This window comes from Pararhizobium capsulatum DSM 1112 (genome assembly GCF_030814475.1).
In the GTDB taxonomy this organism is placed as follows: Bacteria; Pseudomonadota; Alphaproteobacteria; order Rhizobiales; family Rhizobiaceae; genus Pararhizobium; species Pararhizobium capsulatum.
On record NZ_JAUSVF010000001.1, the window covers coordinates 2,198,512 to 2,223,527 of the forward strand.

General features: G+C 58.0%; 29 protein-coding genes. 14 read left to right on the forward strand and 15 right to left on the reverse strand.

Annotated elements, in window-relative coordinates; all coding sequences use genetic code 11:
• Positions 1 to 12: 12 nt before the first annotated feature.
• The 5 genes from QO002_RS10735 to QO002_RS10755 all read left to right on the forward strand — a co-directional run bounded on the left by QO002_RS10735 (position 13) and on the right by QO002_RS10755 (position 4,131).
• Positions 13 to 498, forward strand: a complete 486-nt coding sequence (locus tag QO002_RS10735; protein ID WP_307229418.1) for a terminase small subunit — start codon at positions 13 to 15, stop codon at positions 496 to 498.
• On the forward strand, positions 446 to 1,165 hold the full coding sequence (locus QO002_RS10740) for a hypothetical protein (protein WP_307229420.1): 720 nt from the start codon (positions 446 to 448) through the stop codon (positions 1,163 to 1,165). The genes QO002_RS10735 and QO002_RS10740 overlap by 53 nt, the downstream gene beginning before the upstream one ends.
• Positions 1,166 to 1,222: 57 nt before the next feature.
• On the forward strand, positions 1,223 to 2,743 hold the full coding sequence (istA, locus tag QO002_RS10745; RefSeq protein WP_307226926.1) for an IS21 family transposase: 1,521 nt from the start codon (positions 1,223 to 1,225) through the stop codon (positions 2,741 to 2,743).
• Positions 2,733 to 3,527: an IS21-like element helper ATPase IstB gene (istB, locus tag QO002_RS10750; RefSeq protein ID WP_307226847.1), complete on the forward strand. Its 795-nt coding sequence runs from the start codon at positions 2,733 to 2,735 to the stop codon at positions 3,525 to 3,527. Before istA ends, istB begins: the two co-directional genes overlap by 11 nt.
• Positions 3,528 to 3,948: 421 nt before the next feature.
• Entirely contained in the window at positions 3,949 to 4,131 is a 183-nt protein-coding gene (locus tag QO002_RS10755) for a hypothetical protein (RefSeq protein WP_307229423.1), read from the forward strand.
• A 501-nt stretch (positions 4,132 to 4,632) separates the two neighbouring features.
• Here the strand turns inward: QO002_RS10755 and QO002_RS10760 are convergent.
• From QO002_RS10760 to QO002_RS10780, 5 genes are all read right to left on the reverse strand, one after another.
• Complete coding sequence (locus QO002_RS10760) at positions 4,633 to 4,866, reverse strand: hypothetical protein (protein WP_307229425.1); 234 nt, start codon at positions 4,864 to 4,866, stop codon at positions 4,633 to 4,635.
• A 325-nt stretch (positions 4,867 to 5,191) separates the two neighbouring features.
• Positions 5,192 to 5,983 (reverse strand): ImuA family protein, encoded by a 792-nt coding sequence (locus QO002_RS10765; protein ID WP_307229427.1) that lies wholly within the window; start codon positions 5,981 to 5,983, stop codon positions 5,192 to 5,194.
• A 41-nt stretch (positions 5,984 to 6,024) separates the two neighbouring features.
• Complete coding sequence (gene ligD, locus QO002_RS10770; RefSeq protein WP_307229429.1) at positions 6,025 to 7,068, reverse strand: non-homologous end-joining DNA ligase; 1,044 nt, start codon at positions 7,066 to 7,068, stop codon at positions 6,025 to 6,027.
• Positions 7,069 to 7,470: 402 nt separating this feature from the next.
• Positions 7,471 to 7,689, reverse strand: a complete 219-nt coding sequence (locus tag QO002_RS10775) for a hypothetical protein (protein ID WP_307229431.1) — start codon at positions 7,687 to 7,689, stop codon at positions 7,471 to 7,473.
• Positions 7,686 to 8,015, reverse strand: a complete 330-nt coding sequence (locus tag QO002_RS10780; protein ID WP_307229433.1) for a hypothetical protein — start codon at positions 8,013 to 8,015, stop codon at positions 7,686 to 7,688. Before QO002_RS10780 ends, QO002_RS10775 begins: the two co-directional genes overlap by 4 nt.
• Positions 8,016 to 8,185: 170 nt before the next feature.
• Between QO002_RS10780 and ku (QO002_RS10785) the strand changes: the two genes are divergently transcribed.
• Together ku (QO002_RS10785) and ku (QO002_RS10790) are read left to right on the forward strand one after the other, a co-directional pair.
• Positions 8,186 to 9,043 (forward strand): non-homologous end joining protein Ku, encoded by an 858-nt coding sequence (ku, locus tag QO002_RS10785; RefSeq protein WP_307229435.1) that lies wholly within the window; start codon positions 8,186 to 8,188, stop codon positions 9,041 to 9,043.
• 3 nt (positions 9,044 to 9,046) lie between these two features.
• Complete coding sequence (gene ku, locus QO002_RS10790; protein WP_307229437.1) at positions 9,047 to 9,856, forward strand: non-homologous end joining protein Ku; 810 nt, start codon at positions 9,047 to 9,049, stop codon at positions 9,854 to 9,856.
• A 547-nt stretch (positions 9,857 to 10,403) separates the two neighbouring features.
• Here the strand turns inward: ku (QO002_RS10790) and QO002_RS10795 are convergent.
• Complete coding sequence (locus tag QO002_RS10795) at positions 10,404 to 10,904, reverse strand: peptide deformylase (protein ID WP_307229439.1); 501 nt, start codon at positions 10,902 to 10,904, stop codon at positions 10,404 to 10,406.
• 259 nt (positions 10,905 to 11,163) lie between these two features.
• Between QO002_RS10795 and mgtE the strand changes: the two genes are divergently transcribed.
• The gene (gene mgtE, locus QO002_RS10800) at positions 11,164 to 12,582 is read left to right on the forward strand and encodes a magnesium transporter (protein WP_307229441.1); all 1,419 of its coding nucleotides are present in this window, start codon (positions 11,164 to 11,166) and stop codon (positions 12,580 to 12,582) included.
• Between the two features lie 134 nt (positions 12,583 to 12,716).
• Positions 12,717 to 13,103, forward strand: coding sequence for a MerR family transcriptional regulator (locus tag QO002_RS10805; protein ID WP_307229443.1), 387 nt, complete (start codon positions 12,717 to 12,719; stop codon positions 13,101 to 13,103).
• Between the two features lie 105 nt (positions 13,104 to 13,208).
• Here QO002_RS10805 and QO002_RS10810 read toward each other — a convergent pair whose 3' ends face one another.
• The 3 genes from QO002_RS10810 to QO002_RS10820 all read right to left on the reverse strand — a co-directional run bounded on the left by QO002_RS10810 (position 13,209) and on the right by QO002_RS10820 (position 15,445).
• Positions 13,209 to 13,685, reverse strand: a complete 477-nt coding sequence (locus tag QO002_RS10810) for a methyltransferase family protein (protein ID WP_307229445.1) — start codon at positions 13,683 to 13,685, stop codon at positions 13,209 to 13,211.
• Between the two features lie 3 nt (positions 13,686 to 13,688).
• The gene (locus QO002_RS10815) at positions 13,689 to 14,693 is read right to left on the reverse strand and encodes a heparan-alpha-glucosaminide N-acetyltransferase (RefSeq protein WP_307229447.1); all 1,005 of its coding nucleotides are present in this window, start codon (positions 14,691 to 14,693) and stop codon (positions 13,689 to 13,691) included.
• A gap of 68 nt (positions 14,694 to 14,761) precedes the next feature.
• Positions 14,762 to 15,445 carry a DUF599 domain-containing protein gene (locus tag QO002_RS10820; protein WP_307229449.1) on the reverse strand — a complete coding sequence of 228 codons (684 nt, stop codon included), beginning with the start codon at positions 15,443 to 15,445 and terminating at the stop codon, positions 14,762 to 14,764.
• A gap of 240 nt (positions 15,446 to 15,685) precedes the next feature.
• Between QO002_RS10820 and QO002_RS10825 the strand changes: the two genes are divergently transcribed.
• Both QO002_RS10825 and QO002_RS10830 read left to right on the forward strand, forming a co-directional pair.
• Positions 15,686 to 17,086 (forward strand): L-serine ammonia-lyase, encoded by a 1,401-nt coding sequence (locus tag QO002_RS10825; protein WP_307229451.1) that lies wholly within the window; start codon positions 15,686 to 15,688, stop codon positions 17,084 to 17,086.
• A 90-nt stretch (positions 17,087 to 17,176) separates the two neighbouring features.
• A complete protein-coding gene (locus tag QO002_RS10830) occupies positions 17,177 to 17,614 on the forward strand; it encodes a DUF1489 family protein (protein WP_307233316.1) in 438 nt (145 codons plus the stop codon).
• Positions 17,615 to 17,691: 77 nt separating this feature from the next.
• On the opposite strand, the gene QO002_RS10835 is transcribed toward QO002_RS10830, so the two are convergent.
• From QO002_RS10835 to QO002_RS10850, 4 genes are all read right to left on the reverse strand, one after another.
• Positions 17,692 to 17,961 carry a hypothetical protein gene (locus tag QO002_RS10835; protein ID WP_307229453.1) on the reverse strand — a complete coding sequence of 90 codons (270 nt, stop codon included), beginning with the start codon at positions 17,959 to 17,961 and terminating at the stop codon, positions 17,692 to 17,694.
• Between the two features lie 75 nt (positions 17,962 to 18,036).
• Positions 18,037 to 19,491, reverse strand: coding sequence for an SPOR domain-containing protein (locus tag QO002_RS10840; protein ID WP_307229455.1), 1,455 nt, complete (start codon positions 19,489 to 19,491; stop codon positions 18,037 to 18,039).
• Between the two features lie 168 nt (positions 19,492 to 19,659).
• Positions 19,660 to 20,388 (reverse strand): hypothetical protein, encoded by a 729-nt coding sequence (locus QO002_RS10845; RefSeq protein ID WP_307229457.1) that lies wholly within the window; start codon positions 20,386 to 20,388, stop codon positions 19,660 to 19,662.
• Between the two features lie 276 nt (positions 20,389 to 20,664).
• Positions 20,665 to 21,276 (reverse strand): transglutaminase-like cysteine peptidase, encoded by a 612-nt coding sequence (locus tag QO002_RS10850; RefSeq protein ID WP_307229459.1) that lies wholly within the window; start codon positions 21,274 to 21,276, stop codon positions 20,665 to 20,667.
• 311 nt (positions 21,277 to 21,587) lie between these two features.
• Here QO002_RS10850 and QO002_RS10855 point away from each other — a divergent pair, with 311 nt between their 5' ends.
• A complete protein-coding gene (locus QO002_RS10855) occupies positions 21,588 to 21,845 on the forward strand; it encodes a hypothetical protein (RefSeq protein ID WP_307229461.1) in 258 nt (85 codons plus the stop codon).
• 43 nt (positions 21,846 to 21,888) lie between these two features.
• On the opposite strand, the gene QO002_RS10860 is transcribed toward QO002_RS10855, so the two are convergent.
• Both QO002_RS10860 and QO002_RS10865 read right to left on the reverse strand, forming a co-directional pair.
• Entirely contained in the window at positions 21,889 to 22,497 is a 609-nt protein-coding gene (locus QO002_RS10860; RefSeq protein ID WP_307229463.1) for a PilZ domain-containing protein, read from the reverse strand.
• A gap of 122 nt (positions 22,498 to 22,619) precedes the next feature.
• The gene (locus tag QO002_RS10865) at positions 22,620 to 23,255 is read right to left on the reverse strand and encodes a PAS domain-containing protein (protein WP_307229466.1); all 636 of its coding nucleotides are present in this window, start codon (positions 23,253 to 23,255) and stop codon (positions 22,620 to 22,622) included.
• A gap of 361 nt (positions 23,256 to 23,616) precedes the next feature.
• On the opposite strand from QO002_RS10865, the gene QO002_RS10870 reads away from it, so the two are divergent.
• The gene (locus QO002_RS10870; RefSeq protein ID WP_307229468.1) at positions 23,617 to 24,351 is read left to right on the forward strand and encodes a rhomboid family intramembrane serine protease; all 735 of its coding nucleotides are present in this window, start codon (positions 23,617 to 23,619) and stop codon (positions 24,349 to 24,351) included.
• A gap of 214 nt (positions 24,352 to 24,565) precedes the next feature.
• The gene (locus QO002_RS10875; RefSeq protein ID WP_307229470.1) at positions 24,566 to 24,994 is read left to right on the forward strand and encodes a CBS domain-containing protein; all 429 of its coding nucleotides are present in this window, start codon (positions 24,566 to 24,568) and stop codon (positions 24,992 to 24,994) included.
• The last annotated feature ends 22 nt before the right edge of the window (positions 24,995 to 25,016 follow it).

The following is a 25,016-nucleotide window of genomic DNA, read 5'->3' on the forward strand; positions in this document are numbered from 1 at the left end:
CAAGGTTAGCCCATGCCCGTCTTGAAGAACGCTAGGCACGAGGCATTCGCCCAGGCACTTGCCAAGGGCATGACTGCTACGGACGCATATCTGGAAGCCGGTTACAAGGGTGACAGGACCGCCGCCTCTAGGTTGTCAACAAATGTCAACATCGCCTCTCGTGTTGACCAAATCAAAAACAGAGTGGCCGAGAAAGCCGAATGGACAGCCGCTGACAGGCTTTCCGCTCTCAAGACGATATTCGATGGCCACGCAGAGAAAGACGCGCGAGTGGCCATCTCTGCCATTGCTGAGGCAAACAAGATGCAGGGCAGTTATGCCCCTGCCAAGCGTGAACTGTCTGGACCGGGTGGCGGCGCCATCCCAATCGATCTGACCAACGTGAGTGCAGATGATCTCGAACGCCTCGAAGCTCTCTTCGGTCCGCTTGCCGGTGGACCCGGCGATGATGATGAGGGCGATACGAGCGGAGAAGGCTCGGAGAGCAGCGGCTCTTGAAAGGGAACGGACCGCCAAGGATGCGGAGCGCATACGGGCGCGCTGCCAAACCCTGGCTGGCTTCGTTCGTGAAGCATGGCATGTGGTGGAGCCGAACTCGACGTTCGTCCACGGTTGGCATCTGGACGCGATCTGTGACCATCTGGAAGCGGTGACCGATGGGCGGATCAACCGCCTGCTGATCAATGTGCCGCCCGGCACGATGAAATCCCTTCTGACGTCGGTTCTCTGGCCGGCGTGGGAATGGGGACCGATCGGGTGCCCGTCGCTCCGATATCTGACCACGAGCTATGCCGAGAAGTACGTCAAGCGCGATAGCCGCCGCATGCGTGACCTCGTGCAGTCCGAATGGTATCGGGCGCTCTGGCCAGAGGTTGAGCTTGTAAGAGCGGGTGAAAGCTCGTTCGCCAATACCAAGACCGGGTTTCGTGAAGGCGTTCCATTCGCCAGCCTGACCGGTGGCCGTGGTGATCGAGTGATCATCGACGATCCACACTCGACCGAGACGGCGGAATCAGAAGCTGAACGCACCAATACGTCGCGCATCTTCCGGGAGAGCGTGCCGACCCGACTGAATGACCCGATCAACTCGGCAATCATCGTCATCATGTGTTGGTTTTCACGCAGAACTGAGCCGGTTAGGCGCATAATTTCCATTGAGAATTGAGCCATGTGAACCTTTCCCCCCAACGCGGTGAGCGACGGGGGCAACGGAGTGATCCACATGGGACTTTTAAACATCATCCGCCGGATGGCGCTGCGCGAGAAGCAGTCGATCCGGGAGATCAGTCGGCGCACGGGGCTGTCACGCAACACGATCGCGAAGTATTTGAGCGCTGGTACGATCGAGCCGACGTTCGCGGTACCGGAGCGACCGAGCAAGCTTGATCCTTTCGCCGATAAGCTCTCTGGCTGGTTGAAGACCGAGGCCGGGAGGTCGCGCAAGCAGCGCCGAACGCTGAAGCAGCTTCATGCGGACTTGGTGGTTCTCGGCTTTACCGGCTCCTATGGTCGGGTCGCCGCATTCGCCCGTGACTGGCGGGCTGAGCAGCAGAAAGCGGGCCGCGGCATATTCGTTCCGCTATCCTTTCGCCCAGGCGAAGCATTCCAATTCGATTGGAGTGAAGATTATGCCGTGGTAGGCGGCGAGCGCACGAAGCTGCAGGTCGCACATATCAAGCTGTCGCACAGTCGGGCTTTTCTGGTCAGGGCCTACCTGCTGCAAACGCACGAGATGCTGTTCGATGCCCATTGGCACGGCTTCCGTGTGTTCGGCGGCGTACCTGGCCGTGGCATCTACGATAACATGAAGACGGCGGTCGATCGCGTAGGCCGGGGCAAGGAGCGGCAGGTCAACATCCGCTTCCTGGCGATGACGAACCATTATGTCTTTGCGCCCGAGTTCTGCAATCCAGCGGCAGGTTGGGAGAAAGGTCAGGTCGAGAAGAACGTCCAGGATGCCCGACCACGCTTGTGGCAACAGATGCCGGACTTTCCAGATTTGGCGGCGTTGAATGCCTGGCTGGAACAGCATTGCCAGGACCTATGGAGGGAGACTGCGCATGGCACCTTGTCCGGCACGATCGCGGATGTCTGGGCTGATGAGCGGGCAGCATTGATGTCGCTCCCCGCCATGTTTGACGGCTTCGTCGAGCAGAGCAAGCGCGTCTCGCCGACATGCCTGATCACCTTTGAGCGTAATCGTTACAGCGTGCCAGCATCGTTTGCGAACCGGCCCGTCAGCCTGCGGATTTATCCCGAGCGACTGGTCGTTGCGGCCGAGGGCAATGTCCTATGCGAGCATGAGCGGGTCATTGAACGCAGCCACGACAAACCGCCGAGGACGATTTATGACTGGCGACATTACCTTGCCGTCATCCAGCGCAAACCCGGTGCCCTGCGCAATGGTGCGCCCTTCCTGGAATTGCCGTTGGCCTTTCGACAACTGCAAGACCAGATGCTTCGCCGCCCCGGCGGTGATCGTGAGATGGCGGACATACTCGCTCTTGTCCTTCATCACGACGAACAGGTCGTCCTCAGGGCTGTGGAACTGGCTTTGGATGCGGGGGTGGCGACCAAGACGCATGTGCTGAACCTGCTGCATCGGCTGATCGACGGCAAGACAATCGATGGTCCCGACATCGATACGCCACAGGCGCTGACCTTGCTGCGTGAACCCAAGGCCAACGTCGAACGCTATGATGGCCTACGCGCCCGGATCGCAGGAGGTCGCCATGCGTCATGATCCTGCCAGTGCCGCCGTCGTCATCATGCTGCGTAGCCTGAAGATGTATGGCATGGCCCAAGCCGTCACAGACCTGATCGAGCAAGGGGCTCCTGCCTTTGATGCGGCCGTGCCCATCCTGTCACAGTTGCTGAAGGCCGAGATGGCCGAGCGCGAGGTCCGCTCCATCGCCTATCACATGAAGGCCGCTCGCTTTCCTGCGTACAAAGACATCTCCGGCTTCGACTTCGCTGACAGCGAAATCAACGAGGCTACCGTGCGCCAACTGCACCGATGCGAGTTTATGGATGGGGCGCAGAACGTTGTCCTAATCGGTGGCCCTGGCACTGGAAAAACGCATGTCGCGACCGCTCTTGGAATCCAAGCCATCGAGCATCATCGCCGAAAGGTCCGCTTCTTCTCGACCATCGAACTGGTCAATGCTCTCGAGCAGGAGAAGGCCAAGGGCAAGGCGGGCCAGATCGCGGAGACCTTGGTGCGCCTCGATCTGCTCATCCTAGACGAGTTGGGATACCTGCCGTTCAGCGCCTCAGGCGGCGCACTACTCTTCCACCTTCTGAGCAAGCTCTACGAGCGCACCAGCGTCATCATCACAACCAATCTCAGCTTCAGCGAGTGGGCAACCGTCTTCGGCGACGCCAAGATGACGACCGCTCTGCTCGATCGTCTGACCCACCGTTGTCATATCCTGGAAACTGGAAATGACAGCTTCCGCTTCAAAGCCAGCTCGGCCGCCGCAGCCCAGAAGAAAGGAGAAAAAGCCAATCTCTTGACCAAACCCTGATCAGAAAACCATACTTAGAGGTGGCTCACTTCTCGGTGGAAAAACCGGCTCAGTTCCGCGTGAAAACCAACACCCTGCCGTTCTGCTCAGCCCACCGGATTTGGCGCTTTGGCTTGATTTTCAAAACCCCTTTCTTCGTGCTGATCTTGATCCAAGACATTCGAGTGCTCCCGCGAATGGGTTCCCCAGAGTTATATACTCAATCCTCTCGCATTGTAACCGAGTGGGTCACTCCCACCTTCATCCTCTTTGGGAAAAGGTATTCCCCGAGATCCTGCAGCGCATCTAAGGGCCCAGAGAGCCGGAACTGCGTCTCCCTGTTCGGCGGCATCGGGCGGCACATGTTTCGGCATCATCAGAGGTAGTTAATATAGCAGCGGCGCGCCGGAGGGCCTCCTCGCCGGTAATCTCGGCGTCACAGGTGCAAACTCCACCTTGGTTGCCGCTTAAGCCCACCCATCGTCCCGGCGGGAAGATCCCCAAGACGTTCGAGACATGCTTCGTATTCCAGCCACTCCTCACGGAGCGCGACTATGGCTTCGGCAACCTGTCGCGATGGCTCTGCCTGGTACAGCGCTTCAAGGTCATCGCTGATCAGTTGTAGATGGAACGTCAAAGCTTCGACATCCGCGTCCACTGTTCGTCCTCCCGAGGTTAACCCCAAAGCAGATTTTAACGCCGGGCCGTGAAAGTCGGTAGTTGACCGTTTGGATGGTGTAGTCTCGGAAAAGCGAGCACTGGCGGCCTCTAGTAAGTCATTCTCATGAACTACCTGACCGGGGGAGAGTCATGTCGAACGCGCTTACGCTTCCTTTCTACAGGGCCTTGATCATCTCTGCGCGACAAGTAAATCTTGTCCTCAGGCTTTACCGGCCAGCTAGCAAAGACAAAGCCACCAATCAGAAAAACTCCCACGGCAAGAGAGCTCCAGAGTAAGTAAAGTTGCCCGGCATCACTTTCCATTTGAAATTCCTTTAGTTTATTCGATTTATAAAACTTTAAACCCTTTTTAGGGTATTCGCTTTCCATTCGCAATTTTTCAAGCGGGTATGGCTAACGGCCTCGGTGAGTGGGCTTAGATTGCTCACGCGCCAGGGGCTGGCCTTTACGCACCAGGATCATCAACTTTCGTCCAAGTCAGCGACCACTCATCATCGCCGCCATGGTTGTGCATATAACTCCCGTGTTCGGCACTCTCCGTTTCCATCGTGATCCAATCCGGCGGTGCTACGCCCGGTAGCTCCAGCACGCGCAAGACGTCGTGCATATCCTCGATCGTGGTGACCTTCTTAATGGTCTGTCGGCCCTTTGCTTCGATAGTCCAGGCGTAGTGGGTCATGTTCGGTCCTCCCGTTCCTATCCCCCAAATGGGGTACGCGGGAATCAGTTCCTTGTGGTATTGATTCGATCGTTGATGCAGCGGACCTGAACCATCTCACTGCGTGCAAGCTCAGTGGGGTGGTTTCTCTATCCCAAGCCTTGCAGCAATGCTCGCGGCTTCCCTTTGTTCCGGCGTCTCGTTCTTATGGGGATAATGCTCCCAGCACCACCAGCGGGCCTCGACGTGCTTGCTCGCCGCGAACCCGGCCAATCCCCATTTCTCGCATCCACCGATGCAGCATTTCGGCGCGTAGTGCACATTTGCGTTCGCGATCGAGTGACCGCTATCCCCGCCGTTGCCAATGCTGCTCATCGTCAGTCCTTTCCTGGCGCACCGCGCTCATATGGCCTTCGGCGTCGCATGCGTTCACTTCAATATCGAAATTCTCCCCGGCTCGCTGCCTGATGAGTTCAAGCAGCCATCGTGGGCGGCCGACGCCTTCAACGGGTAGGGGTTCGGACGGCATGCCGCTCACTCTCCAGCGTGTCGAGGCAGCCGTAGGGTGACCGAAGTCGGTTGCTTCAGCCTGACGACGCCATCGGCGTACAATGAGCCCGAGGGTACCGGTCTTCTCTGCCGCGAGGTGAAAGCGTCTGGACAGATCCGCAGGCAAACGAACAAGCTCGGCCACGACCGCGCCCATCCCTCCATATCTCAGACATTCCTCGAAACTTTCCCCGATCGCAGTCTCATCGTTGCTCTCGACGAAGATGATGCGGTTTGGATTTAACCCGACCTGCGCCAGACCGGGCGCATAAAGGTCAGTCCGAGACAGACACCAAAAGACCGGTCCTTGTGTCCTGGCCGCAATGCCGGCTGCAAAGAGTGCGGATACCGCGCCTGCGACGGCACCCTGCCCGCCACCGCCGATCTCATGGATGGCGCCAAAGCTCAGTCCGCCATTTGGCAGGCGGCGGTCTATTTCGGGGACGCCGAACGCCAGCGTCTTGCGCACGCGCCTTGTCGAGCCGTCGATCCTGTCGATGGCTTCCCGTAATTCGGCAATAGTTTGTGCGTTCGCGCGCGATGGCACGTTGCGTATCCTGTGGATAGAGAGTGGATAACGCCGGCGCATGCATGGCGTTTGTTCTAATTATGTTCTCGCCTGAGGAAGAGTCAAGCTTCGTCCGTCAGCTTGTAGATATCCGCGTTGTCCTGACGCTCTCTGAGCCCTTTGTATGAGGCGTGCCTTAGCTTGCCATCGTCGGTCCACGCTCGATATTCGATCTCAGCGATGAGTGTAGGGCTGACAAGGACGACGTTTTTACCCGGTACCTTTACCTCAGGGGATTTCGTCTTCAGCCTGTCCAGCGTGGCCCGAAGCTCCTGCGCTTCTTTGTGTTTGAAGCCCGTTCCCACACTGCCTACATACCGGTAGCCGGTTTTATATCGTGCGCCGAGGAGGAGGCTGCCGACGGCGCCCGGAACGGAGGTTGACGGTTCGTATCCGACCACCACGAAACTGTCGCTTTGGATGCACTTGATCTTTAGCCAGTCGCCCAAGCGTCCAGAGCGATACGGCCTGTCACGATGCTTCGCGATGATGCCCTCAAGTCCGAGGGAACATGCCTGTGCAAGTAGCACATCAGGGTCGGCATCGATCTCCTCCGACAATCTGACAGGTCCGACTTTTTCGGTCACGACGTCTTCCAGGAGGTGACGGCGGGAACCGTACTCGACATGCGTCAGGCCGTGACCGTTGAGATATAGCAGATCAAAGGCATAGAAGATGGCTTCGTTTGACTTTAACTTTCCCCCGCGACCACCCAGTGATTTTTGCAAAGCGCCGAAATCGGAGCGGCCTTGCTCATCGAGGACGACGGCCTCGCCATCCAAGATCATGGTTGTCGGCCCCATGGCGGCTGCCGCTGCGGCGATGGCCGGAAATCGGTGGGTCCAATCGTGGCCGCCACGCGTGAGGATGCGAACGCCGCTCGGTTCTATGTGCACCGCAAGCCGGTAGCCGTCCCATTTAATTTCATAAGACCACTCAGCGCCGATGGGCGGCTTTGATTTCAGCAGTGCCAGGCAAGGTTCGATGCGGCTTGGCATCGGGTCGAACAGCAGTTCCGGTTGTTTTGGATCGCGCTTGCGCACACGCCGGCTTTGTCGCGGCGCATGGTCGTCTATCAGCAACTGCTTTGTAGGGCGCTTGGTCATGCGCCTATTGCAGCATTAAAGCATTAACGACTGCTGATCGCTCAGCAATGGGAAATCCTCACGCGGCTTCGCACGTATTTCGGAACTATTGAATGTATCGGTAGTTGGTCAGATACCGAAATCCATTGGGTTTCGGTGTAACTATGACCAAATACTTTAGGCCCGCTGGTGCAAGTAGCGCCAGCGGGCTGGTGCTCAATGAAGTCGCCGTCGCAACCTTTAAACGAGTAGATTGATACTGCAAGTGAGGGGCCAGTATTCCTCACTCAACGAAGTCGTTTGATCATCTCGTTTACCTCATCGTTGTCGTCCGCTCCGAGCATGAGATTGTCGGCCACTTCGATTACCGCCGCCAAAACCTCCTCAACCGTCCAGCCCGATAGGGAGGCGTCCGCGAATGAGTTAGTGAGACAAACCCACCCGCTGTTGGATCGCTTCAGCGAGGGCGGCGCGTCTCCATTCCGGCAGCTTTAGGATGAAGGTATCCATATCACGTCCAAAGTTGGTCCAGGCTTTATCACCCGCTTCGCCAGGATCGATCACGCCGGCCGCCTCAAGATCGGTCCTGTCCATGTTCACGCGAGCGAGTGAGATTTGGAGCAGATCCGTACCAGTGATCATCGGCTTAGCCCCTGTTGGCTCACATTCAACGTCCCATGGCTTGACTGTCGCGGCGTCAAGTCTTCCTCATCTGCTTCCTCTTGCACGACGAGCGCGTGGTAACAGGACTCGATGTCCTGGGCGATGCCATCCGCGTCGTAGAGGTAGCCGTCCGTTCCGCCGTCAGTCTCGATGATCTCGGCGAACGAGTTCATTACCACTCGACCGAGGCGCTGTAGGGCATCTCGATGGCGATCAGCCCCTTTCCTCGTGAATTCACGATTGGCCTCGTCCAGTGCTTGGCGAATGGCCTGAAATGATCCGTCGATATGGAGTTGCGCATTCATTGCACTGCTCTCCTGTCATGGATTACTGAAACAGACTCCCGTAACGCAATACCCGTGGATAGGTTCATCCTACTATAGACAGTCGACTAAATGCCACAATTGATTCGCGTATTAGCGGGAACAAACGTAATCTGCCGCCGTTGAAGCCGGGTTCATCGGGAGAAATCAACATGGCCGGACGTGCTCTCTGGAAGGGCTTCCTGAAGTTTGCCGAGATCAGTTGCCCCGTCGCGCTACACAGTGCTGCCTCGACGGCCGAGCGCGTCAGCTTCAACACTCTCAACCGGAAAACTGGCAACCGTGTGAAGCGAGAGTATGTCGATATCGACACCTGGAAGGTCGTCGAGCGCGAGGATCAAATCAAGGGATACGAAGTCGACGACAATCGCTACATCCTGTTTGAGCCGGACGAGCTTGCGGCGGCCGTCCCCCCGAGCGATAAGACATTGCGCATCCAGTCCTACGTGCCATTCAACGAGATCGATGATCTCTATTTCGACAAACCCTACTATCTTTTGCCCGATCGGATTGGCGAAGAAACCTTCGTCCTCATCCGGGATGCGATGCAGGAATCCAACGTTGGGGCGATCGCGCAAGCCGTGCTCTTCCGCCGGCTGAGAACTGTGTTGATCCGCGCCCAGGGTAGTGGCCTGATCGCGACTACACTCAATTTTGATTATCAGGTCCGCTCCGCAAAGGAGGCCTTCGCCGATATTCCGAAGCTGAAGATCGAGGGCGAAATGCTCGAACTAGCAAAGCATATCATCAAGACCAAGGCTGGACTTTTCGACCCACGAACATTCGATGACCGATATGACGCCGCGCTGGCCGACCTTGTAAAAGCGAAGATGGAGGGAAGGGCGGTCAAGGTGAAAAAGCAGCCAAAGGTCGAACCCTCGACGAGTCTCATGGAAGCGCTGCGCATGAGCGCTGGCTTCGGATCGGCGCGAGCCTCCAAACCTCGCGCGGCAGCAGCACAACGCGCCGCGTCGGTACCCCGGCGGGTTGCCGGCAAGAAGGCGAGCTAAGTCATGGCGGCCGTCAAACCCTATTGGAAGGGCTACCTGAAGCTCTCGCTGGTCACCTGTCCCGTCGCCCTGTCCCCAGCAACGAGCGACACCGAAAAGGTTCGGTTCCACACCATGAACCGGGCAACCGGCAATCGCGTCGCCTCTCGCTACGTGGATAGTGTCACCGGCAAAGAGGTGAACACCGAGGATCAGGTGAAAGGATACGAACGCGGGGAGGGCGACTACATCATTGTCGAAGAGGAAGAGCTGGACGCCGTGGCGCTCGAAAGCGTCCGGACGATCGAGATCGAGCTCTTCACGCCACGGGATTCCGTCGAATGGATCTGGCTGGAGAAGCCCCACTACCTCGTCCCGAATGACAAGGTCGGAGAGGACGCCTTCGCTGTCATCCGCGACGCAATGCGCTCGGAAAACGTGGTCGGGATTTCTCGTTTGGTATTCGGTCAGCGGGAACGCGCAGTGATGCTTGAACCGCGTGACGAGGGCATCGTCCTATGGACATTGCGCTATGGTGATGAGGTTCGGCTTGAAGAGGAATATTTCTCGGGGATCAAGGCAAAGCCTGAGGGTGGCCTTGGCCCGCTGATGAAGCAGTTGATCCAGAAGCAGACAAAAAAATGGTCTCCGGTTGTCGATCCCATTCAGGATCGCATGCTTGAGCTGATCGCGGAGAAGAAGAAAACTATGGGAAAAACCGCAAAAAGGGCGGGAGCGAAGAAGGACGCAGCAGCCGGCGCTTCGAATAATGTCGTCGACATCATGGCGGCGCTCAAAAAGAGCCTGGAAGAAGGGAAGCAGCGTGGCCGCTGAATGAGGGCGGTCCCTCAGGACGACGCCCCACAAACTCTCTGGGCACTTTTCAACTCTCGCCCCTGTAATTGCAGGGTTACGCATTTCGGAATTTTCAGCGAGGTTTAGCCAGCGCTCAAGGAGCCCCATGTTGATCCTTGGTCACTCCCTGCTGAGGAGCAGCCCACCGAGCGCCCGGTTCCCCCAAACCGGACTCGAGCCATCCTGCAACTACTCACGCAGGATGGCTCCACTTTTCCCGCAAGGGGGTGAATGATACGCTTTTCCACAGGCGTCGAAAACGGTGGATAATTGCCAGCGTGATCAGGACCAAAGAGAGAACATCCGTTGGACCACTTTCCGCTATCGGTTTGATTCTCTTTGGCGGATTTTAACGGGTGTTGGACCACGGAACCCTTTGTTTCTCAGGGTTTGCGTCGTGCGTACGGAGCTTCTCGACCGCACCAAAAAGAACCCGGCTCAGGCCGGGTTTTTTGCTTTTTATCAATAGGTTGCAAATTTTTCCTGTGACCCGTTTACGAGCCTCCTCTGGCGTCCCAGGTTGGCCTTAGCGGCGTTCTCTCTCCAGTTTTTCAAAGCGTTTGATGGCCCGTTCCCGCTTCAGTCGCGATAGTCTTTGAAGCCAGAAAATCCCGTCGAGCTGATCGACCTCGTGCTGGAGACAAACGGCCAGAAGCCCCTCGACTTCCGCTTCGCGGGTCACGCCATCCAGGTCCTGGTAGGTGATGCGGACGGCCCGCGCGCGGGTTACGTCCTCGGTCACCCCGGGCATGGAAACGCTGCCTTCCGGATGGACGATCGGCTCCGCAGAAGACCAGGTCACACGCGGGTTGACATAGATCCGCACGATCCCGTCTTCCAGCTCGATCACAGTCAGGCGTTCGGCCACGCCGATGTGGTTTGCGGTGATGCCGATACCGGGCGCCGCCCGCATCGTATCCAGAAGATCCTCCGCGAGAGCTGAAAGGGCAGGGTCGAAGGCGGTGATCGTACGCGCCGGCAGGCGCAGGCGTGGATCGGGAAATCGAACAAGGGTGCGAATGGCCATAGCACTTTCCTGACGATGCGGATGCGTTCACCCTGAGCTAAACAATTCACATGAATTTGCAACAGCTTGGGTAAAAGTTGCGAGCGCTGAGGTCCGATCGTGCATCCAGCTGTGGACCTGCCGCGGGCATTGCGGTAGCAGAATAGGGCGCGTGTCAACATTGAGGCGGCGCGCGCAATCAACCGGTATGTAAACGCCTTCCTGCTCCCCCCGGTCCTGCCGGCGTCTTGGATGGCTGAAATTCTGCGAGGGCGGGCACATGAGCTATACCGGCGACGACAATCGTATGAATGCTGAAGACGTCGACGTCTCGGACATCTATGCCGAAGACGGTTCGGTGCGTTCCGATTATCTCATGCATGTCGGCGCAGCGATTGCCGACCGCGATCTTCTCTATTTGCGCCAGCATGTTGCTAGGCTGCACGCGTCCGAAATGGGCGACTTGCTCGAGGCCATCCAGGCTGACCAGCGCCGCGCGCTCGTTTCGCTACTTGGCAACGATTTTGACCTTTCCGCGCTGACCGAGGTCGACGAAGCCATCCGTCTCGACATCGTCGAGCACCTGCCGAACGACCAGATCGCTGCCGCGCTCGGCGAAATGGATTCGGACGATGCCGTCTACATCCTGGAGGACCTCGATCAGGAGGACCAGGAAGAGATTCTCGCCAAACTGCCCTTTACCGAGCGAGTCCGTTTGCGGCGTTCGCTTGACTATCCGGAAAGCACGGCCGGCCGGCGCATGCAAACGGAATTCGTCGCGGTGCCGCCGTTCTGGACCGTTGGCCAGACGATCGACTACATGCGCGATGACAGTGAGCTTCCCGACAGCTTCACCCAGATTTTCGTCATCGATCCTACCTTCCGGCTGCTTGGTGCAGTCGATCTTGATCGTATCCTGCGCACGAAGCGCTCGGTGAAGATCGAGACGATCATGCGCGAGACCAACCATCCGGTGCCGGCCGAGATGGACCAGGAAGAGGCTGCCCAGCTTTTCGAGCAATACGACCTTCTGTCCGCTGCCGTCGTGGATGAAAACAATCGGCTGGTCGGCGTCCTGACCATCGATGACGTCGTCGATGTCATCCAGGAAGAGGCCGAGGAAGACTTGATGCGCCTCGGCGGCGTCGGCGATGAAGAACTCTCCGACAGCATCGCCAGCACATCTCGATCCCGTGTTCCGTGGCTTATGGTCAATCTGTTCACCGCGTTTCTTTCCGCCACGGTGATCTCGCTCTTCGATGCTTCGATACAGCAGATCGTGGCGCTTGCGATCCTGATGCCGACGGTTGCCGGCATGGGCGGTAATGCCGGATCCCAGACCATGACCGTGACCGTGCGTGCATTGGCGACCCGCAATCTGGATATTCACAACGCCTGGCGAATCGTGCGGCGTGAGGCAGGTGTCGGCTTGCTCAACGGCATGTTGTTTGGCGTGCTTGTCGGCTGCGTTGCCGGGGTCTGGTTCCAGGATATCAATATTGCCGGTATCATTGCGGCGGCGATGCTGATTAACATGACCGCGGCGGCGCTGGCAGGTATTCTGATCCCGCTGCTGCTGGACCGGTTCGGCGCCGACCCGGCGGTGTCCTCCGCGGTCTTTGTCACGGCTGTCACGGACATGACGGGGTTCTCGGCGTTCCTCGGACTTGCCACCTGGTGGTTTCACATCGGCGGCTAGACGTCACGAAAATTTGACTTTTACGTCAAGGTCAATAATATGGGTCGATGCGCACGGCGGCGCGCAATTGAGCCACGTTGTTGAGAGATGCTGGGGCTCTGGCGTGTTTGTCGCGACAAACGAGGCGAGGCAGAGTGAACAAGTACTATACCATTACCGAATTGACGCGGGAATTCGGCGTTTCTACGCGCACACTTCGTTTCTATGAAGATGAGGGCTTGATCCATCCTGAACGGCGCGGTCGCACGCGGTTGTTCCGCACTGCTGATCGCCGTCTCATTCAGGAAATCCTGCGGGGCCGCCGCATCGGCTTCTCGATTGCTGAAATCCGCGAAATTATACAGGTCTACAAGGATCCTCCGGGGGAATCGGGGCAACTGCGCCTCCTGATGAAGCGTGTCGAGGAAAAGCGCGAAGAGTTGAATCAGAAGCGCAAGGACATCGAGGAAACCCTCGAAGAACTCAACAATGTCGAAGAAGCGTGCCTTACGCGTCTGGCCGAAATCGGCGTCGGCACCTGAAGCGTCATCAAAGCGTGTCGCGCAAAAGCGCGGAGCGGTTTAGCGAAAATGACATGTGTAAAAACTTAAAGCGCCAAGAGCGAATCTGAAAGATCGGCGCGCGCTTTAGATCCAGCGGCTCGTGCGGCGGCAGTAGCGCTCGAATTCTATCCCGAAACGTGAGAGCAGATGCCGTTCTTCGGCGCGCACCGCAAAGACGGTGGTGATGATCACGGTCACAATCGCCAGGACGAAGAACCACGGGTTGAGGGCGACCATGCCTATGCCAATCATGATCACGGTATAGCCCAGATAGATGGGGTTTCTGCTGAGGCGGAAAGGCCCGCAGGTAACCAGATGTGAGGAGCATCGGTTTGGCAGTACCGTGGTCTGCCGATCAAGCAGTGTGCGGATGGCCCACAGGCAGAGAACGACGCCGAGCGTTGTGAAGATTGCCCCGATCGTCCAAGGTATCCATTCCCCGTAGGTATTCTTGACCGGGATCGGCAGAACACGCTTCAGCGCCACCGCCGCGATACAGGCAAGCCCGTGAAGGGCAACTGGCCAGGGGTATCGCAGCGATTTGGAACGATAAGCGTTCATACCCTATTCCTTGGCTCGGGCATCCACGGTGCATTGTTCGGTGATGGTGGCGATGCGGGGGTCTGTATTGATATCGATCTGGCCGGCGTTGAGCGCCGAAAAAAGGTCCTGCTCTACCAGTCTGTCGAGTGTGCAGCCGCAGAATGCGGCGCAGAGTGTCGGGGATTCGGTCTTGCTGCAAGTGACCGTGCAATTGTTTCTGAAACCCTCGGTTGGGTCGGGCTGCGGTGCCGGAAAAACCAATGCAAACAGGTAGACGAGGGAAAAAAGGAGAGGCTGGTGAATGAGGTAGACGGCAAGGCTGTGGCGTCCACCGAACGACAGGCCGCGGGCAAGACGCCCCCTTGTGTTGATCGAAGCCATACGCTCCGTCAGGCCCGTTGACAGGGCAATCCGCGCAAGGGCGAGTCCTGCGAGGAAAGGTGCCAGCCAGGGCAACAGAGGCACGTAATCATTCGAGCGCGGCAAGGTCTCGGAGAGCCCGACCCACCAGAGGGCCGGCATGTCGAAGACGGGCGAACGCAGATAGAAGGGCGCGGCAAAAGCGGCGGCAGCAACAGCGAGCGTCAGCACCGGCGGCAGTCGCAGGAACAGCAGGCCGATAACGCTGGCAGCCGCGATCGAATGCAGGATACCGAAGAAGATGAAGGCATCCGGAAAGGCGAACCATGTTGCAACCGTGATTACCAGCGCTGCCGCAACGATCTTGCCGAGCCGGATCAGGAAGCCGCGAGCCTTGAACTCCGGATAATTCCCGAGCACGAGGCTGAAGCCGGCCAGGAAAAGAAAGCTGCCGGCAATCAGCCGCGCAAAAAGTTTCCACCCGCCAGAACCGACGGTTCCGGGCTCGAGATAGTGGAAATATTCGAGATCCCAGGAAAAGTGATAGATCGCCATGGCAATCAGGGCGATGCCGCGCAGCACGTCGATCACACCGATGCGCCGCCGGGATCTTGGTTCCGACGTTACCTCGCTGCCGCTGTGGATCGCTGCATTTTCCAGGGACATGGTACATTCTTTCGATCTTGAAAGCATAGGGATTCGAGCTTGCGCCAGGCACAATCGATTTGCGTGTCCTAGGGCTCAAGCAAGGCTTCGCGCGCCTCTGAGAAGAACTGGCGGCGGATGAGAACGAAGATCACGAACGCCGTCAGCACCATGAACACATAGGGGCTGATGAACCAGCCGAGATAGCCAATCGACAGAAATATCGCCCTTAAACCGGCATTGAAGTGCTTGGCCGCGTAAATATTGATTTTGACAGCGCGCTCCGCACGGCGGCGCGCCTCCTCGATGTCCTGATCAAGGTCGCTCATCATCGGAATGCCGCCGACCAGGATCGAACAATAGTTGAACAACCTGTAGGCCCAGCCGAATTTGAAGAAGGAATAGCCGAACAGGCAGGTAAGCCCACCGACTTTCAGTTCGAACGCGGTGCGTCCGCCGTGGAAAACATAGGGCAGGTCTTGAAAGATCGCCTGCGCCTGTTCGGTGGCGCCTAGAAGGGCAAAGCAGCCACCCAATGCAAAGATTGTTGTCGACGCGAAAAAGGCAGTTCCTGCCTGCAGGCCCGCGATGATCTGAGTGTCGATCATCTTCAGGTCGCGCTTCAGCGAATTCATGATCCATCGCCGCCGGTTTTCGGTCATCAGGCGCGATAGACTCATGCGGCTGCGAAAGATTCGTCCGTCCACTGTCCAGTTATAGCCTGTCCACAGCAACACGAAGACGGCCAATGCTATGTAATCCGCGTAAGTCATTGCGCTGTTTTGTCATGCCGGGATGAAATTGCAAGAGAGGACAAAACTTTGTCGAACACCCTTGCAATTGTGCAGCCAGCATGACGATCTCCTGTCGGAGAATGACCTTTTCGCCGTCGCCGATGTCGCATGCGTAGAACCCGATGTCGGTCGATCGCCTTAGAGGTCTATGGGAATGGCTTAAGTCTTGCAGCATGGTGCACGGCGACCGGTTCATCGGGCCTTGAGGGCGGAGTTGAAATGTTTCTTTCTGTTTTTGATGTGTTCAAGATTGGTATCGGGCCGTCGAGCTCGCATACGATGGGACCGATGTCTGCGGCTAATCGATTTCTCGATCTGATCCTGTCGGCGGATTGGCCGCGCCCGTCCAACGCGGTCGTGGCTTCGATCAAGGTGAGCCTCCACGGCTCGCTCGCCCACACAGGCATCGGCCACGGGTCGGGCAGGGCTGTCGTTCTGGGGCTTATGGGCGAGAAGCCTGATCAGGTCGATCCCGACACCATGGACGGGATCATCGACGGTGTTGAGCGCAGCGGCAGGATTACTCCACCAAGGCATCCGGGTTATTTCTTCCAGCCCAAGATCGATCTGGTTTTCGACAAGAAAGTGCCGTTGCCGGGCCATGCCAATGGCATGTCGTTTTCGGCCTTCGACCGGGATGACCGTTTGCTGTTGAAACGCATCTATTATTCCATCGGTGGCGGCTTCGTGGTTACCGACACGGAACTTGAAGCGATGAGGGCCAGCAAGGCAAAGCCCGGTGGGGTGAAGGTGCCTTATCCCTTTGCCAGTGCCAAGCAGATGCTGGAAATGGCCGGCCGCTCGGGCCTTTCTATCGCGCAGATGAAACGTGCCAACGAAGAAAGCGCCATGTCCTCTGCAGAGCTCGATGCCGGCCTCGACCGGATCTGGGCCGCGATGAAGAGCTGTATCGATCGTGGCCTGACCCATGAGGGCATTCTCCCGGGCGGGCTGAAGGTTCGCCGGCGTGCCGGCGCCATTCATGACAAACTCAAGGAAGAGTGGCGTTCCAACAAGGCCAACCCATTGCTCGCCAACGACTGGCTGAGCGTCTACGCCATGGCAGTCAACGAGGAAAATGCGGCCGGCGGCCGGGTCGTCACGTCGCCGACAAACGGGGCGGCCGGCGTCGTGCCGGCTACGATCCGCTACTATCTGCATTTCCATGAGGATGCCGACGATGCCGGCATTCGCGACTACTTGCTGACGGCTGCCGCCATTGGTGGCATCATCAAGTTCAACGCCTCGATTTCCGGCGCCGAAGTGGGCTGTCAGGGCGAGGTCGGCTCGGCCTCCGCGATGGCCGCGGCCGGGCTTGCTGCCGTGATGGGCGGTTCGCCGGAGCAGATCGAAAATGCCGCCGAGATCGCGCTGGAGCATCATCTCGGCATGACCTGCGATCCCGTCGGCGGTCTCGTCCAGGTACCCTGTATCGAACGCAATGCGCTCGGTGCCGTCAAGGCGGTAACGGCCGCATCGCTGGCGCTTAAGGGAGACGGCAGCCATTTCGTCCCGCTCGATGCCTGTATCGAGACCATGCGCCAGACTGGCGTCGATATGCACGACAAGTACAAGGAAACATCGACCGGTGGTCTTGCCGTCAATGTCGTGGAGTGCTGAGCCACCTGTTGCCCAACCCGTAGCCGCGCGACTGTGGAGCGGTCACAAACCCACTTGACCCCGACCGCCTGCCGGGTGTTCAAATCGGCCATGGCTCTCAATCTCATCAAGCTCTGCGTCGGCGCGGATTCCATCGAAGATCTTCGGGAATGGGTCTCTCGCCGATCGCTGGTCGCGATCGCAGCCGGTCTCGAACCGCATTCGTCCCATACCACCCGGATGGTGCCGAAACGCGTTGAAGAGCTGCTGAACGGCGGCTCTCTCTACTGGGTCATCAAAGGCCAGGTTCAGGCGCGGCAAAAGCTGCTCGAGATCGAGACGTTTACGGATGCCGACGGCATCGGACGCTGCAATCTTGTCCTCGGCCCGGAAGTCATCGACACGGAATATCAGCCGCGACGCGCCTTTCAGGGATGGCGATACTTGACCGCGGAGGATGCGCCGCGTGATCTGGCCGCTCTTGGCGAAGGAGCTGCCGAAATGCCGCTGGACCTCCGGCGTGAACTGGCTGAGCTCGGGCTTCTTTAGGCGCTATCCACCGACATTCCTACAGGAAGCAGAAAAGCCCGGCGGGACCGGGCTTTTCTGCTTCCTTTTCGGAGCGCTCAACGAACCCGCAAGCGGATCGGATAGCGCCCGGAGGGGGATGTGACGTGGACGTGGATGCAGGCATGCGGCTGGGTCGAGCGCCAGGCACGTGCTCCGTGGGTAAGAAGCAAGGTTACCAGATCCTTGGTGCGCGAGCGCGGACGGGCAATCCCGAGTTCGGCTATGCGCATCGCAGCTTCATGCAGCGGATGCAGGCCGGTTCGGCCCGGTTTTCGTTTCTTCTCCGGCCCGGGCGTGAGGCCCGTGCCGTTTTCGTTCATTGCCATAACTGACCTCGTACGCACTACTAAAACCGAGGAGGGATGCCGGCGAAACAAAGCCGGTATCCGAAACTGATGAAATTATTGGGCGCTGGCCCAGCAGGCGAACCCGGCGCGCTTCAGCGCCTTGCAAGCGTTTACAGCCTTGTCCTGGTTGGAGAAGCCGCCGAAGCGGGCGCGATAGAGCTGGCTGTCGCCGCTGGCAAAGGCAACCGTGAACGGCGTCGCGTTGCGAAGCACAGTGCCACCCTTGTCTTGGGCATGCTGAAGCATGGCAAGCGCCTGGTCCTTGCTCGGCGTTGCGCCAATCTGGACGATCCAGCCCTCTGGCATGGTTTCCGAGGCTGCGTCTGTCGGCTTGGCGGCTGCAACGGAGTTGGTGACCTGAGCGTCAACCGCTTCAGCGGGAACCGCAAGACGCTGGCTCTGGGCCTGCAGTGTGTTGGGCTGTGCCTGCTCCTGAACCAGCGGATTTTCGCTGATCTTCGGTGCGGCTGCGTAGGCTACTTCAACGCTCTGGGTCGTCTCGCCCTGATAGCGGAAATCCGGAACAGGGCCTTCATGCGGAAGGTTGAAGCTTCCGCCTGTCGCTGCTACCGTGGTGCTGGCCTGCATGGTCGGCGCATCGGAGGTTTCCGCAACAAGATTGCCGCTGCCACGACGCGAAGCGGACGGCATGTATTTGGCGACGAGCGCGCGCATCTGGGCGTCGCGGCTGCCACCGGACTTGCCACCCAATACCACGCCGACGATGCTGCGCCCGTCCGCCTGGGCAGAGGTTACGAGATTGTAGCCGGCGGCGCGCGTGTAGCCCGTCTTGATGCCATCGACACCGCGCACATTGCCCAGCAGGCGGTTGTGGTTGCCGATGAGCTGCCTGCCGAACTTGAAGCTGCGCGTAGAGAAATACGAATAGTACTGCGGAAAGTGCTGGCGAAGGGCCATGCCGAGGCGGGCCTGATCACGTGCCGTCGTCATCTGCTCATCGTTGGGCAGGCCGTTGGCGTTGCGGTAGGTGGTCCGTGTCATGCCGAGCGCCCGCGCCTTGTTGGTCATGATCCGGCCGAAGCGATCTTCCGAGCCGCCGAGGAATTCGCCGAGTGCGGTAGCAGCGTCGTTAGCCGAACGTGTCACCAGTGCCTGGATTGCCTGATCGACAGTAATCGACTGGCCGGCGCGTACGCCGAGCTTCGATGGCGGTTCCGATGATGCGTGCTTGGAAAAGGGGACTTTGGTGTCCTTCGAAATCTTGCCGGCTTCCAGCGCTTCGAAGGTGAGATAAAGTGTCATCATCTTGGTGAGCGAGGCTGGATAGCGCAGGCTATCGGCGTCTTCACTATACAGCACCTTGCCGGTCTTGGCGTCGACGACGATCCCGGCATATTGGGCTGCCTTCGCCGGGACGGCGGCAAATGTGAATGAGGCAACCAGGGAGACCATTGCAACCCGGCAAGCCATCCTGAAGAAGGGCGCCGAAGAGCGTTGAGCGGAACCGTTGAACAGAAATTTGGACACTACACTTCTCTTCATTCTCATTTCACAGATGTCGTCCGGGCGCCGCCTCCACAAACGACCGTTCCGAAGAGACTACCGGCATAGCGTTACCAATCGGTTTATGATGAATGATTGGTTTCTATATTTTGGGGGGATGTTGCATTTTAGGGGCGTCTTGAATGCAAAGGCGGTAAGCGCCGCTGGATGAGGTCATGGAGCCAGTCGTTCGTTGATGAATTTGATGACGGCTTTGTCGATGGCTTGCCATTGTGGCAGCAATTGGCTGGAAAACCGATAAAGTACCACGAGGTCGGTTCCGATGTGGATATCTCGCTGGCAATCGGCGCTGGTTGCACCGTCGGGCGTCTGCGGCAGCAGGCAGCGTACGGCATAGGGCGTGTCTTGGCCGCGATCTGCCGTCAGCAATGTTTCATGGCCATAGCCGGACGTTTCGCGCATGTGGTGTTTTACGAGACCTGACGGGCCGGGCGAGGGCGCACCTTCGAACAGATGCTTGTAAATAGGGTCGACGCGTCCGGACATGTCCCGCGACATCGTGCTCTGGGATATCTGCATGAAAATGAGAGCGTCCGAACGGTTGATATCGTTGAAAGAGTGGCGGGTTGCGTCACTATAGCCCTGCATTTCCGGCCAGGTCGCGTAGAGATCGACGCGCTCGGTCGCGCCGGTTGCTCTCTGATCCGCAAAACGGATCGTGTTCGAAGCAAGGCGCAAGTGGTCCTGCCCTATGATGATGTCGTTGATATCTGTGTTTTCGGTGTGACCTGCAAGCGCGAGGCTGCCGCCATACCATTGGCCCGCAAGGCTGATGAGACTGGTCAGGGCCGCCAGCGTGATGGCGACAGCCGTCACACTATAAAGAAAACGCTTGCCGATCAGCGGGGCGTGGTCTTCCGTTGCGGGTTGCTCGGCGGTCATGCACGGCTCCTGGCTTTGTCGGCTTTGCATCTGCAGGGAGGCAATTCATTGCAGACGGTGCTGGTCTGGACCTTGTGGGAGGCGCAACATGGAGCGACGCTGCGGCAAGCGCGGTTGATGTTTGGTTAAAGTGGGATGGATGGCGGCGTTGAAATAGAAGTGGCCGGTTCCGGGGACAGCGGAACCGGCCGGGAGGGCGGGTCTGACACGGGGACAGGGGACTGACCGGCGCCCTTCTCGTTCACGATCCGGACATAGGAGCCGGATCGTGAATTTTTACTGGGTGCTCACGCTACCCACTGCAACGGCGCGGCCGTCCTGCAGCTTGACCCAGCGGCCGGAATTGTTTTCCGACTGGCGCTTGAGGAAAGTGTACTCGGTCTCCGACCACAGCATCACCTTGTTGCGCATGTTGTCGAGAATGAAGTCGCCGCGATCGGTGCGGACGGTAAGCACCGCATGACCGTCGCCATTGGGCTGCAGCACGACCGTGATCAGAAGGTCCGACGGAGAGAAGCCTGCATCGATCAGTTTCTTGCGCTTCAGAAGGACGTAGTCCTCGCAATCGCCGACCTTGTCGGGGTAGGCCCAGTACTCTTCGACGCCATAGATATCCTTGTCGGTCATCGGAGTAACTGTCTGGTTGGTGTCGTAGTTGACTTCCAGGATCTTTTTCCAGCCTTCGCGCGTCAGGACGCCCGGTGCGCCGCTGGATGGATTGGCCTGACATTCCTGCGGCATGCGCTTGCAGAATTCATAGTGACCGACGGGCGGATTGGTTGCGCCATCTGTGGTCATGTTTGCAGGAAATGCGAAAGCTGCGGGTGCAAGTACAAAAGTCAGAAGAGCGCCAAAAACGCCTGCTTTCAAGGATGTGTTGTTCTTCATGTCTGTCTCCCCGTTCTGGTTTGACAATGACACAGAGTTTTTTACTGCTCGCCAATTTTTGAAGTAAAATTAAGAACAAATGCGAAGACAATAAGTATAAAATGAAAACCTATATTTATGTTATTTTGAATTGTATTTGATTTTGTTTTGACTAAAATTTTCGAGATATTTTAATTATCGCCTGAGGGGTAATCATGTGTTTACCAGCTAAAGTCCCGTCAATCCTGGATCTTTCGCGCATGCGTATTGAGAGTGAGTCGGGCGTGGCTTCGGGCAGGAAGTGGCGGGCTATATCCGGGAGGTGTTTGAGAATGGATGAAGCCCACGTCGAAGACCGCAAAAGCCGGCCGAAGCCGCAAAAGACAACGAAACCGGCGAAAAATATTTTTGCGTTTTTGTTGGAAAAGTCGCTGCGTATCGGGAAAGCACGGTCGGTTCTGTTTCAAATCGAAACAGATACGGCTTATTCCCGGTGGTGTTCGGGCTTTTGCGGAGCAGGTGGTTCGCTTTGCTCACGGCGCCACAAACAAAACGCCCGCGACGGACGTGTCAGCGGGCTGGTTTTTTAAAGCTATAAAAGTCAAATGAAGAGATGGCTGTCTGCCGAGCCGATCAGAGGAATTCCCGCAGAGCGTCGCGCGATTGGACGCCGAGGAACTCGATCGCCATGCCTTCCTGGAAGTGTCGGACGACACGACCCTTCATGCCGCCAAGCTGAACGCCAGTCCCTAGCGGAATGCGGCTCTCCGTATCAACCGCGGCGCCCGAGAGCGAAAGGTCGATGATACGGCATGCGTATTTGCTGCCGTCTTCAAGCGTCAATTCTGTGCGGATCTTGCGTGGGGCAAGGCGATCGTGACGGCGGTCTTCCGGCAGGCCAAGTTCGTGCTTGTTGGCGATCCAGGTGAGCTGCGCGGCAAGCTTTTCGCGCTTGCGATCGGTAGCGTTGATCTTGATGACAAAGGCATCGTCCGTAAGGCGAGAAACCGTGCCTTCAAGGCGACCGACATGGTCGATATAGGCGATGATGCGTTCGCCGGTGCGCGGGCGCGCCTCGCAGGTAAAGAACGCATCGCCGGGCGACATGTCCGTTGCCGTGCATTCGAACTCATCATGATTTGCAAGCATCAGGCGGCCTGCAAGATTGACGGAGACGCGCTGAAACGCACCTTCGTCATGCTGCTTTGGACCGGCGGATTGTGCCTGCTGAAATGAATACATGACCACACTGTCGAGACGTCGATCTTAGGACCGCTTCTACACCAGCCAAGTTAATAGAACGTTTGTCCGGTGATCATGCTTGCATCCAGATGCAACTTGAGCATGCGTTTTTGAACGACGCGCTAAGGCTGCTTCTCCTTGCCGCCTTCCACGACGCGAAGATGAAGCACCCGTCGAAGCGCGCCACCGAGCCCGTACAGTTCGGGGCGAGGAGGGAGGGGAGGAAGCTTTATCTCCGGCCTGTTCTGCAGGAAGGGAGCTGCCTTGGTCACGTCAAGTACGCGTACGCCGTTGAGCTCCAGATAGTTGGCCGGCGTCGCATCCAGCCACAGCGGACGTGAAAGCGGGACAAGCGCGCCGAGAATGCGATCCATTTTGCCCTCGGACGATCTGAGCGGCAGAAGCACCACTTCCGTTGGCAACCGTTCGGGGCTTCCACTAAGCGCCATTGCCGACAGAACGACTGGAAGCTTTTGTGTGAGGACGTCGTGCAGGATGCAGTCGATCTTGGAAGCCTGTTCTGCGACCCAGAGCGCATCGAAGCGAGAGCCTCTGAGTTCGCGGGAGAAAAGTGCACAAATCCGCGTACCGGCCAGTCGAAACCGGATTTCGTTGTCCGCGCGATTTTCGAGAATGAACAGGTCGGCCAGCAGCGTACGGATGTGTCCTGGTTCGATCTGGTCGCGCGAGGGGGCTTCGCCATGACCGCGCAATTCGTTCCAGTAACTGAAGATCCCGATCGCGGCTTTGCTGCGCATGCTTCATTCCATTCATTGCAATTGTGCCGCAATGGCACGACTGGCGACCGCAAGCCGCCGTAGAATCCTGACGCAGCGAATTCCGTGCCAGCCGGAAATTAAGGTTAACAAGTGGTTTAGATTGCGCCTGTTGTGCCTTCGTGGCATCAGGGGACATCACTTCACGAAGGGTTGCCTTCGGCACACAGACTTAGGGTCCACGGGGATTTCGGGGACTTGCGGCCGTTCAGTTCAGCTGGACGGCCATTTTTTTGCATGCTGTTCAAGCTCTGCCTGCCCCTGTCGGTGAGGGGGTGAATCGGCTAGACCCAACGGACCGGCAGAGCCACGCCGTGAGACAGGATGTAGAGAGCGAGACAGCATGACGGACGAACCGGAAGCCCCAGGTGCCCCAGCGGCAAACGGCGAGCAGGTCAGCGAGCGTCGACACGAACCTGCCTTCAATCTGCCCGGCGGGCTGGTTGTCATTCTGGCCGTTCTGGTCGTGATACATGCCGCCAGAACTTATCTGTTGCCGACGTTGATCGATAATGAGCTGGTGTTCAACTTTGCCTTTCTTCCGGCGCGCTACGACCATCCTTTGGCAGAGCAGAGCCTCGCCTGGCTCTGGAGTCCTGTCACCTATTCCTTCCTGCACGGAAGCTGGGAACACCTGATCTTCAACGGCTTCTGGATGGTCGCCTTCGGGGCTCCGGTGGTTCGGCGGATCGGCATGGCACGGCTTGCCGTCTTCTGGTGCCTGTCGGCTGCCGCAGCCGTTGCGCTTCACCTTGCCTTGCACTGGGGAGAGATGACGGTGGTCGTCGGCGCCTCCGGCGTGGTCTCGGGCCTGATGGGTGCGGCGGCGCGCTTTGCGTTTTCGCCAAGCGGTCGCATCAGCCGCCAGTTTGCTCATCTCAACCGCCGACTCACTGTTGTCGAAGCGCTGAGCAATCGTTCGGTGCTGGTTTTTGCAGGAATATGGTTCCTGACGAATTTCATGATCGGTCTAGGCGTTTTTGCATTCGGCGGCGCAGGTGCGATCGCCTGGGAGGCCCATATTGGCGGTTTTCTCTTCGGTTTTCTGCTTTTTGACCTCTTTGACCCGCGAAAATAACCGAGATGCTGCTGGTTTCTTGATTTTCCCGCCCGCTCGGCGCACCATTCCATGCGTTGGTGCCGAAGTACGGTTCGAGGGAGCGGCTTCCAACGCTTGAAAGTGCGAGTTGGAGGACGTCTGTCGTGTGGACCGATCCGCGCCCGAAATGCGCATTGTCGTATATCCGGCCCGCCGTTCTGCCTGCCAGACAGCATTGAAGCGGAGGTTTCGAATGTCTGTGAAAGCTATACTCGATGAAAAGGGACGGCAGGTTCATACTGTCGATCCGCATGTGACTGTACGTGACGCCGTTGAGGCGCTGCACAAGCACCGTGTCGGTGCCGTTGTCGTCACCAAGCCCGGCGATAAGATTGCCGGTATTCTCTCAGAGCGCGACATCGTCGCGGGTGTCTCCAAATACGGGGCTGGCTGTCTCGACAAGCCGGTTTCGGCTTTGATGACGTCGAAGGTTCATGTCTGCAATGAAGAGATGAGCATCAACGATATCATGGAAATCATGAACCATATTCGCGCCCGCCATCTTCCGGTTGAGCGCAATGGTCGTCTGGTGGGTATCGTGTCGATCGGGGATGCGGTTCGCCGGCATATCACGGCGATCGAGCAGGAGGCCGAACAGATCAAGGCCTATATCGCCAGCTGAGTTTTACATCTTGAAGTGAGAA

What these genes read in the sequence shown, in the direction of transcription:
- QO002_RS10735 (WP_307229418.1), top strand. Translation starts at nt 13, where the DNA reads ATGCCCGTCTTGAAGAACGCTAGGCACGAGGCATTCGCCCAGGCACTT.
- QO002_RS10740 (WP_307229420.1), top strand. Translation starts at nt 446, where the DNA reads ATGATGATGAGGGCGATACGAGCGGAGAAGGCTCGGAGAGCAGCGGCT.
- istA (WP_307226926.1), top strand. Translation starts at nt 1,223, where the DNA reads ATGGGACTTTTAAACATCATCCGCCGGATGGCGCTGCGCGAGAAGCAG.
- istB (WP_307226847.1), top strand. Translation starts at nt 2,733, where the DNA reads ATGCGTCATGATCCTGCCAGTGCCGCCGTCGTCATCATGCTGCGTAGC.
- QO002_RS10760 (WP_307229425.1), bottom strand. Translation starts at nt 4,866, where the DNA reads ATGACCCACTACGCCTGGACTATCGAAGCAAAGGGCCGACAGACCATT.
- QO002_RS10765 (WP_307229427.1), bottom strand. Translation starts at nt 5,983, where the DNA reads ATGCGCCGGCGTTATCCACTCTCTATCCACAGGATACGCAACGTGCCA.
- ligD (WP_307229429.1), bottom strand. Translation starts at nt 7,068, where the DNA reads ATGACCAAGCGCCCTACAAAGCAGTTGCTGATAGACGACCATGCGCCG.
- QO002_RS10775 (WP_307229431.1), bottom strand. Translation starts at nt 7,689, where the DNA reads ATGATCACTGGTACGGATCTGCTCCAAATCTCACTCGCTCGCGTGAAC.
- QO002_RS10780 (WP_307229433.1), bottom strand. Translation starts at nt 8,015, where the DNA reads ATGAATGCGCAACTCCATATCGACGGATCATTTCAGGCCATTCGCCAA.
- ku (WP_307229435.1), top strand. Translation starts at nt 8,186, where the DNA reads ATGGCCGGACGTGCTCTCTGGAAGGGCTTCCTGAAGTTTGCCGAGATC.
- ku (WP_307229437.1), top strand. Translation starts at nt 9,047, where the DNA reads ATGGCGGCCGTCAAACCCTATTGGAAGGGCTACCTGAAGCTCTCGCTG.
- QO002_RS10795 (WP_307229439.1), bottom strand. Translation starts at nt 10,904, where the DNA reads ATGGCCATTCGCACCCTTGTTCGATTTCCCGATCCACGCCTGCGCCTG.
- mgtE (WP_307229441.1), top strand. Translation starts at nt 11,164, where the DNA reads ATGAGCTATACCGGCGACGACAATCGTATGAATGCTGAAGACGTCGAC.
- QO002_RS10810 (WP_307229445.1), bottom strand. Translation starts at nt 13,685, where the DNA reads ATGAACGCTTATCGTTCCAAATCGCTGCGATACCCCTGGCCAGTTGCC.
- QO002_RS10815 (WP_307229447.1), bottom strand. Translation starts at nt 14,693, where the DNA reads ATGTCCCTGGAAAATGCAGCGATCCACAGCGGCAGCGAGGTAACGTCG.
- QO002_RS10820 (WP_307229449.1), bottom strand. Translation starts at nt 15,445, where the DNA reads ATGACTTACGCGGATTACATAGCATTGGCCGTCTTCGTGTTGCTGTGG.
- QO002_RS10825 (WP_307229451.1), top strand. Translation starts at nt 15,686, where the DNA reads ATGTTTCTTTCTGTTTTTGATGTGTTCAAGATTGGTATCGGGCCGTCG.
- QO002_RS10830 (WP_307233316.1), top strand. Translation starts at nt 17,177, where the DNA reads ATGGCTCTCAATCTCATCAAGCTCTGCGTCGGCGCGGATTCCATCGAA.
- QO002_RS10835 (WP_307229453.1), bottom strand. Translation starts at nt 17,961, where the DNA reads ATGGCAATGAACGAAAACGGCACGGGCCTCACGCCCGGGCCGGAGAAG.
- QO002_RS10840 (WP_307229455.1), bottom strand. Translation starts at nt 19,491, where the DNA reads ATGAGAATGAAGAGAAGTGTAGTGTCCAAATTTCTGTTCAACGGTTCC.
- QO002_RS10845 (WP_307229457.1), bottom strand. Translation starts at nt 20,388, where the DNA reads ATGACCGCCGAGCAACCCGCAACGGAAGACCACGCCCCGCTGATCGGC.
- QO002_RS10850 (WP_307229459.1), bottom strand. Translation starts at nt 21,276, where the DNA reads ATGAAGAACAACACATCCTTGAAAGCAGGCGTTTTTGGCGCTCTTCTG.
- QO002_RS10855 (WP_307229461.1), top strand. Translation starts at nt 21,588, where the DNA reads ATGGATGAAGCCCACGTCGAAGACCGCAAAAGCCGGCCGAAGCCGCAA.
- QO002_RS10860 (WP_307229463.1), bottom strand. Translation starts at nt 22,497, where the DNA reads ATGTATTCATTTCAGCAGGCACAATCCGCCGGTCCAAAGCAGCATGAC.
- QO002_RS10865 (WP_307229466.1), bottom strand. Translation starts at nt 23,255, where the DNA reads ATGCGCAGCAAAGCCGCGATCGGGATCTTCAGTTACTGGAACGAATTG.
- QO002_RS10870 (WP_307229468.1), top strand. Translation starts at nt 23,617, where the DNA reads ATGACGGACGAACCGGAAGCCCCAGGTGCCCCAGCGGCAAACGGCGAG.
- QO002_RS10875 (WP_307229470.1), top strand. Translation starts at nt 24,566, where the DNA reads ATGTCTGTGAAAGCTATACTCGATGAAAAGGGACGGCAGGTTCATACT.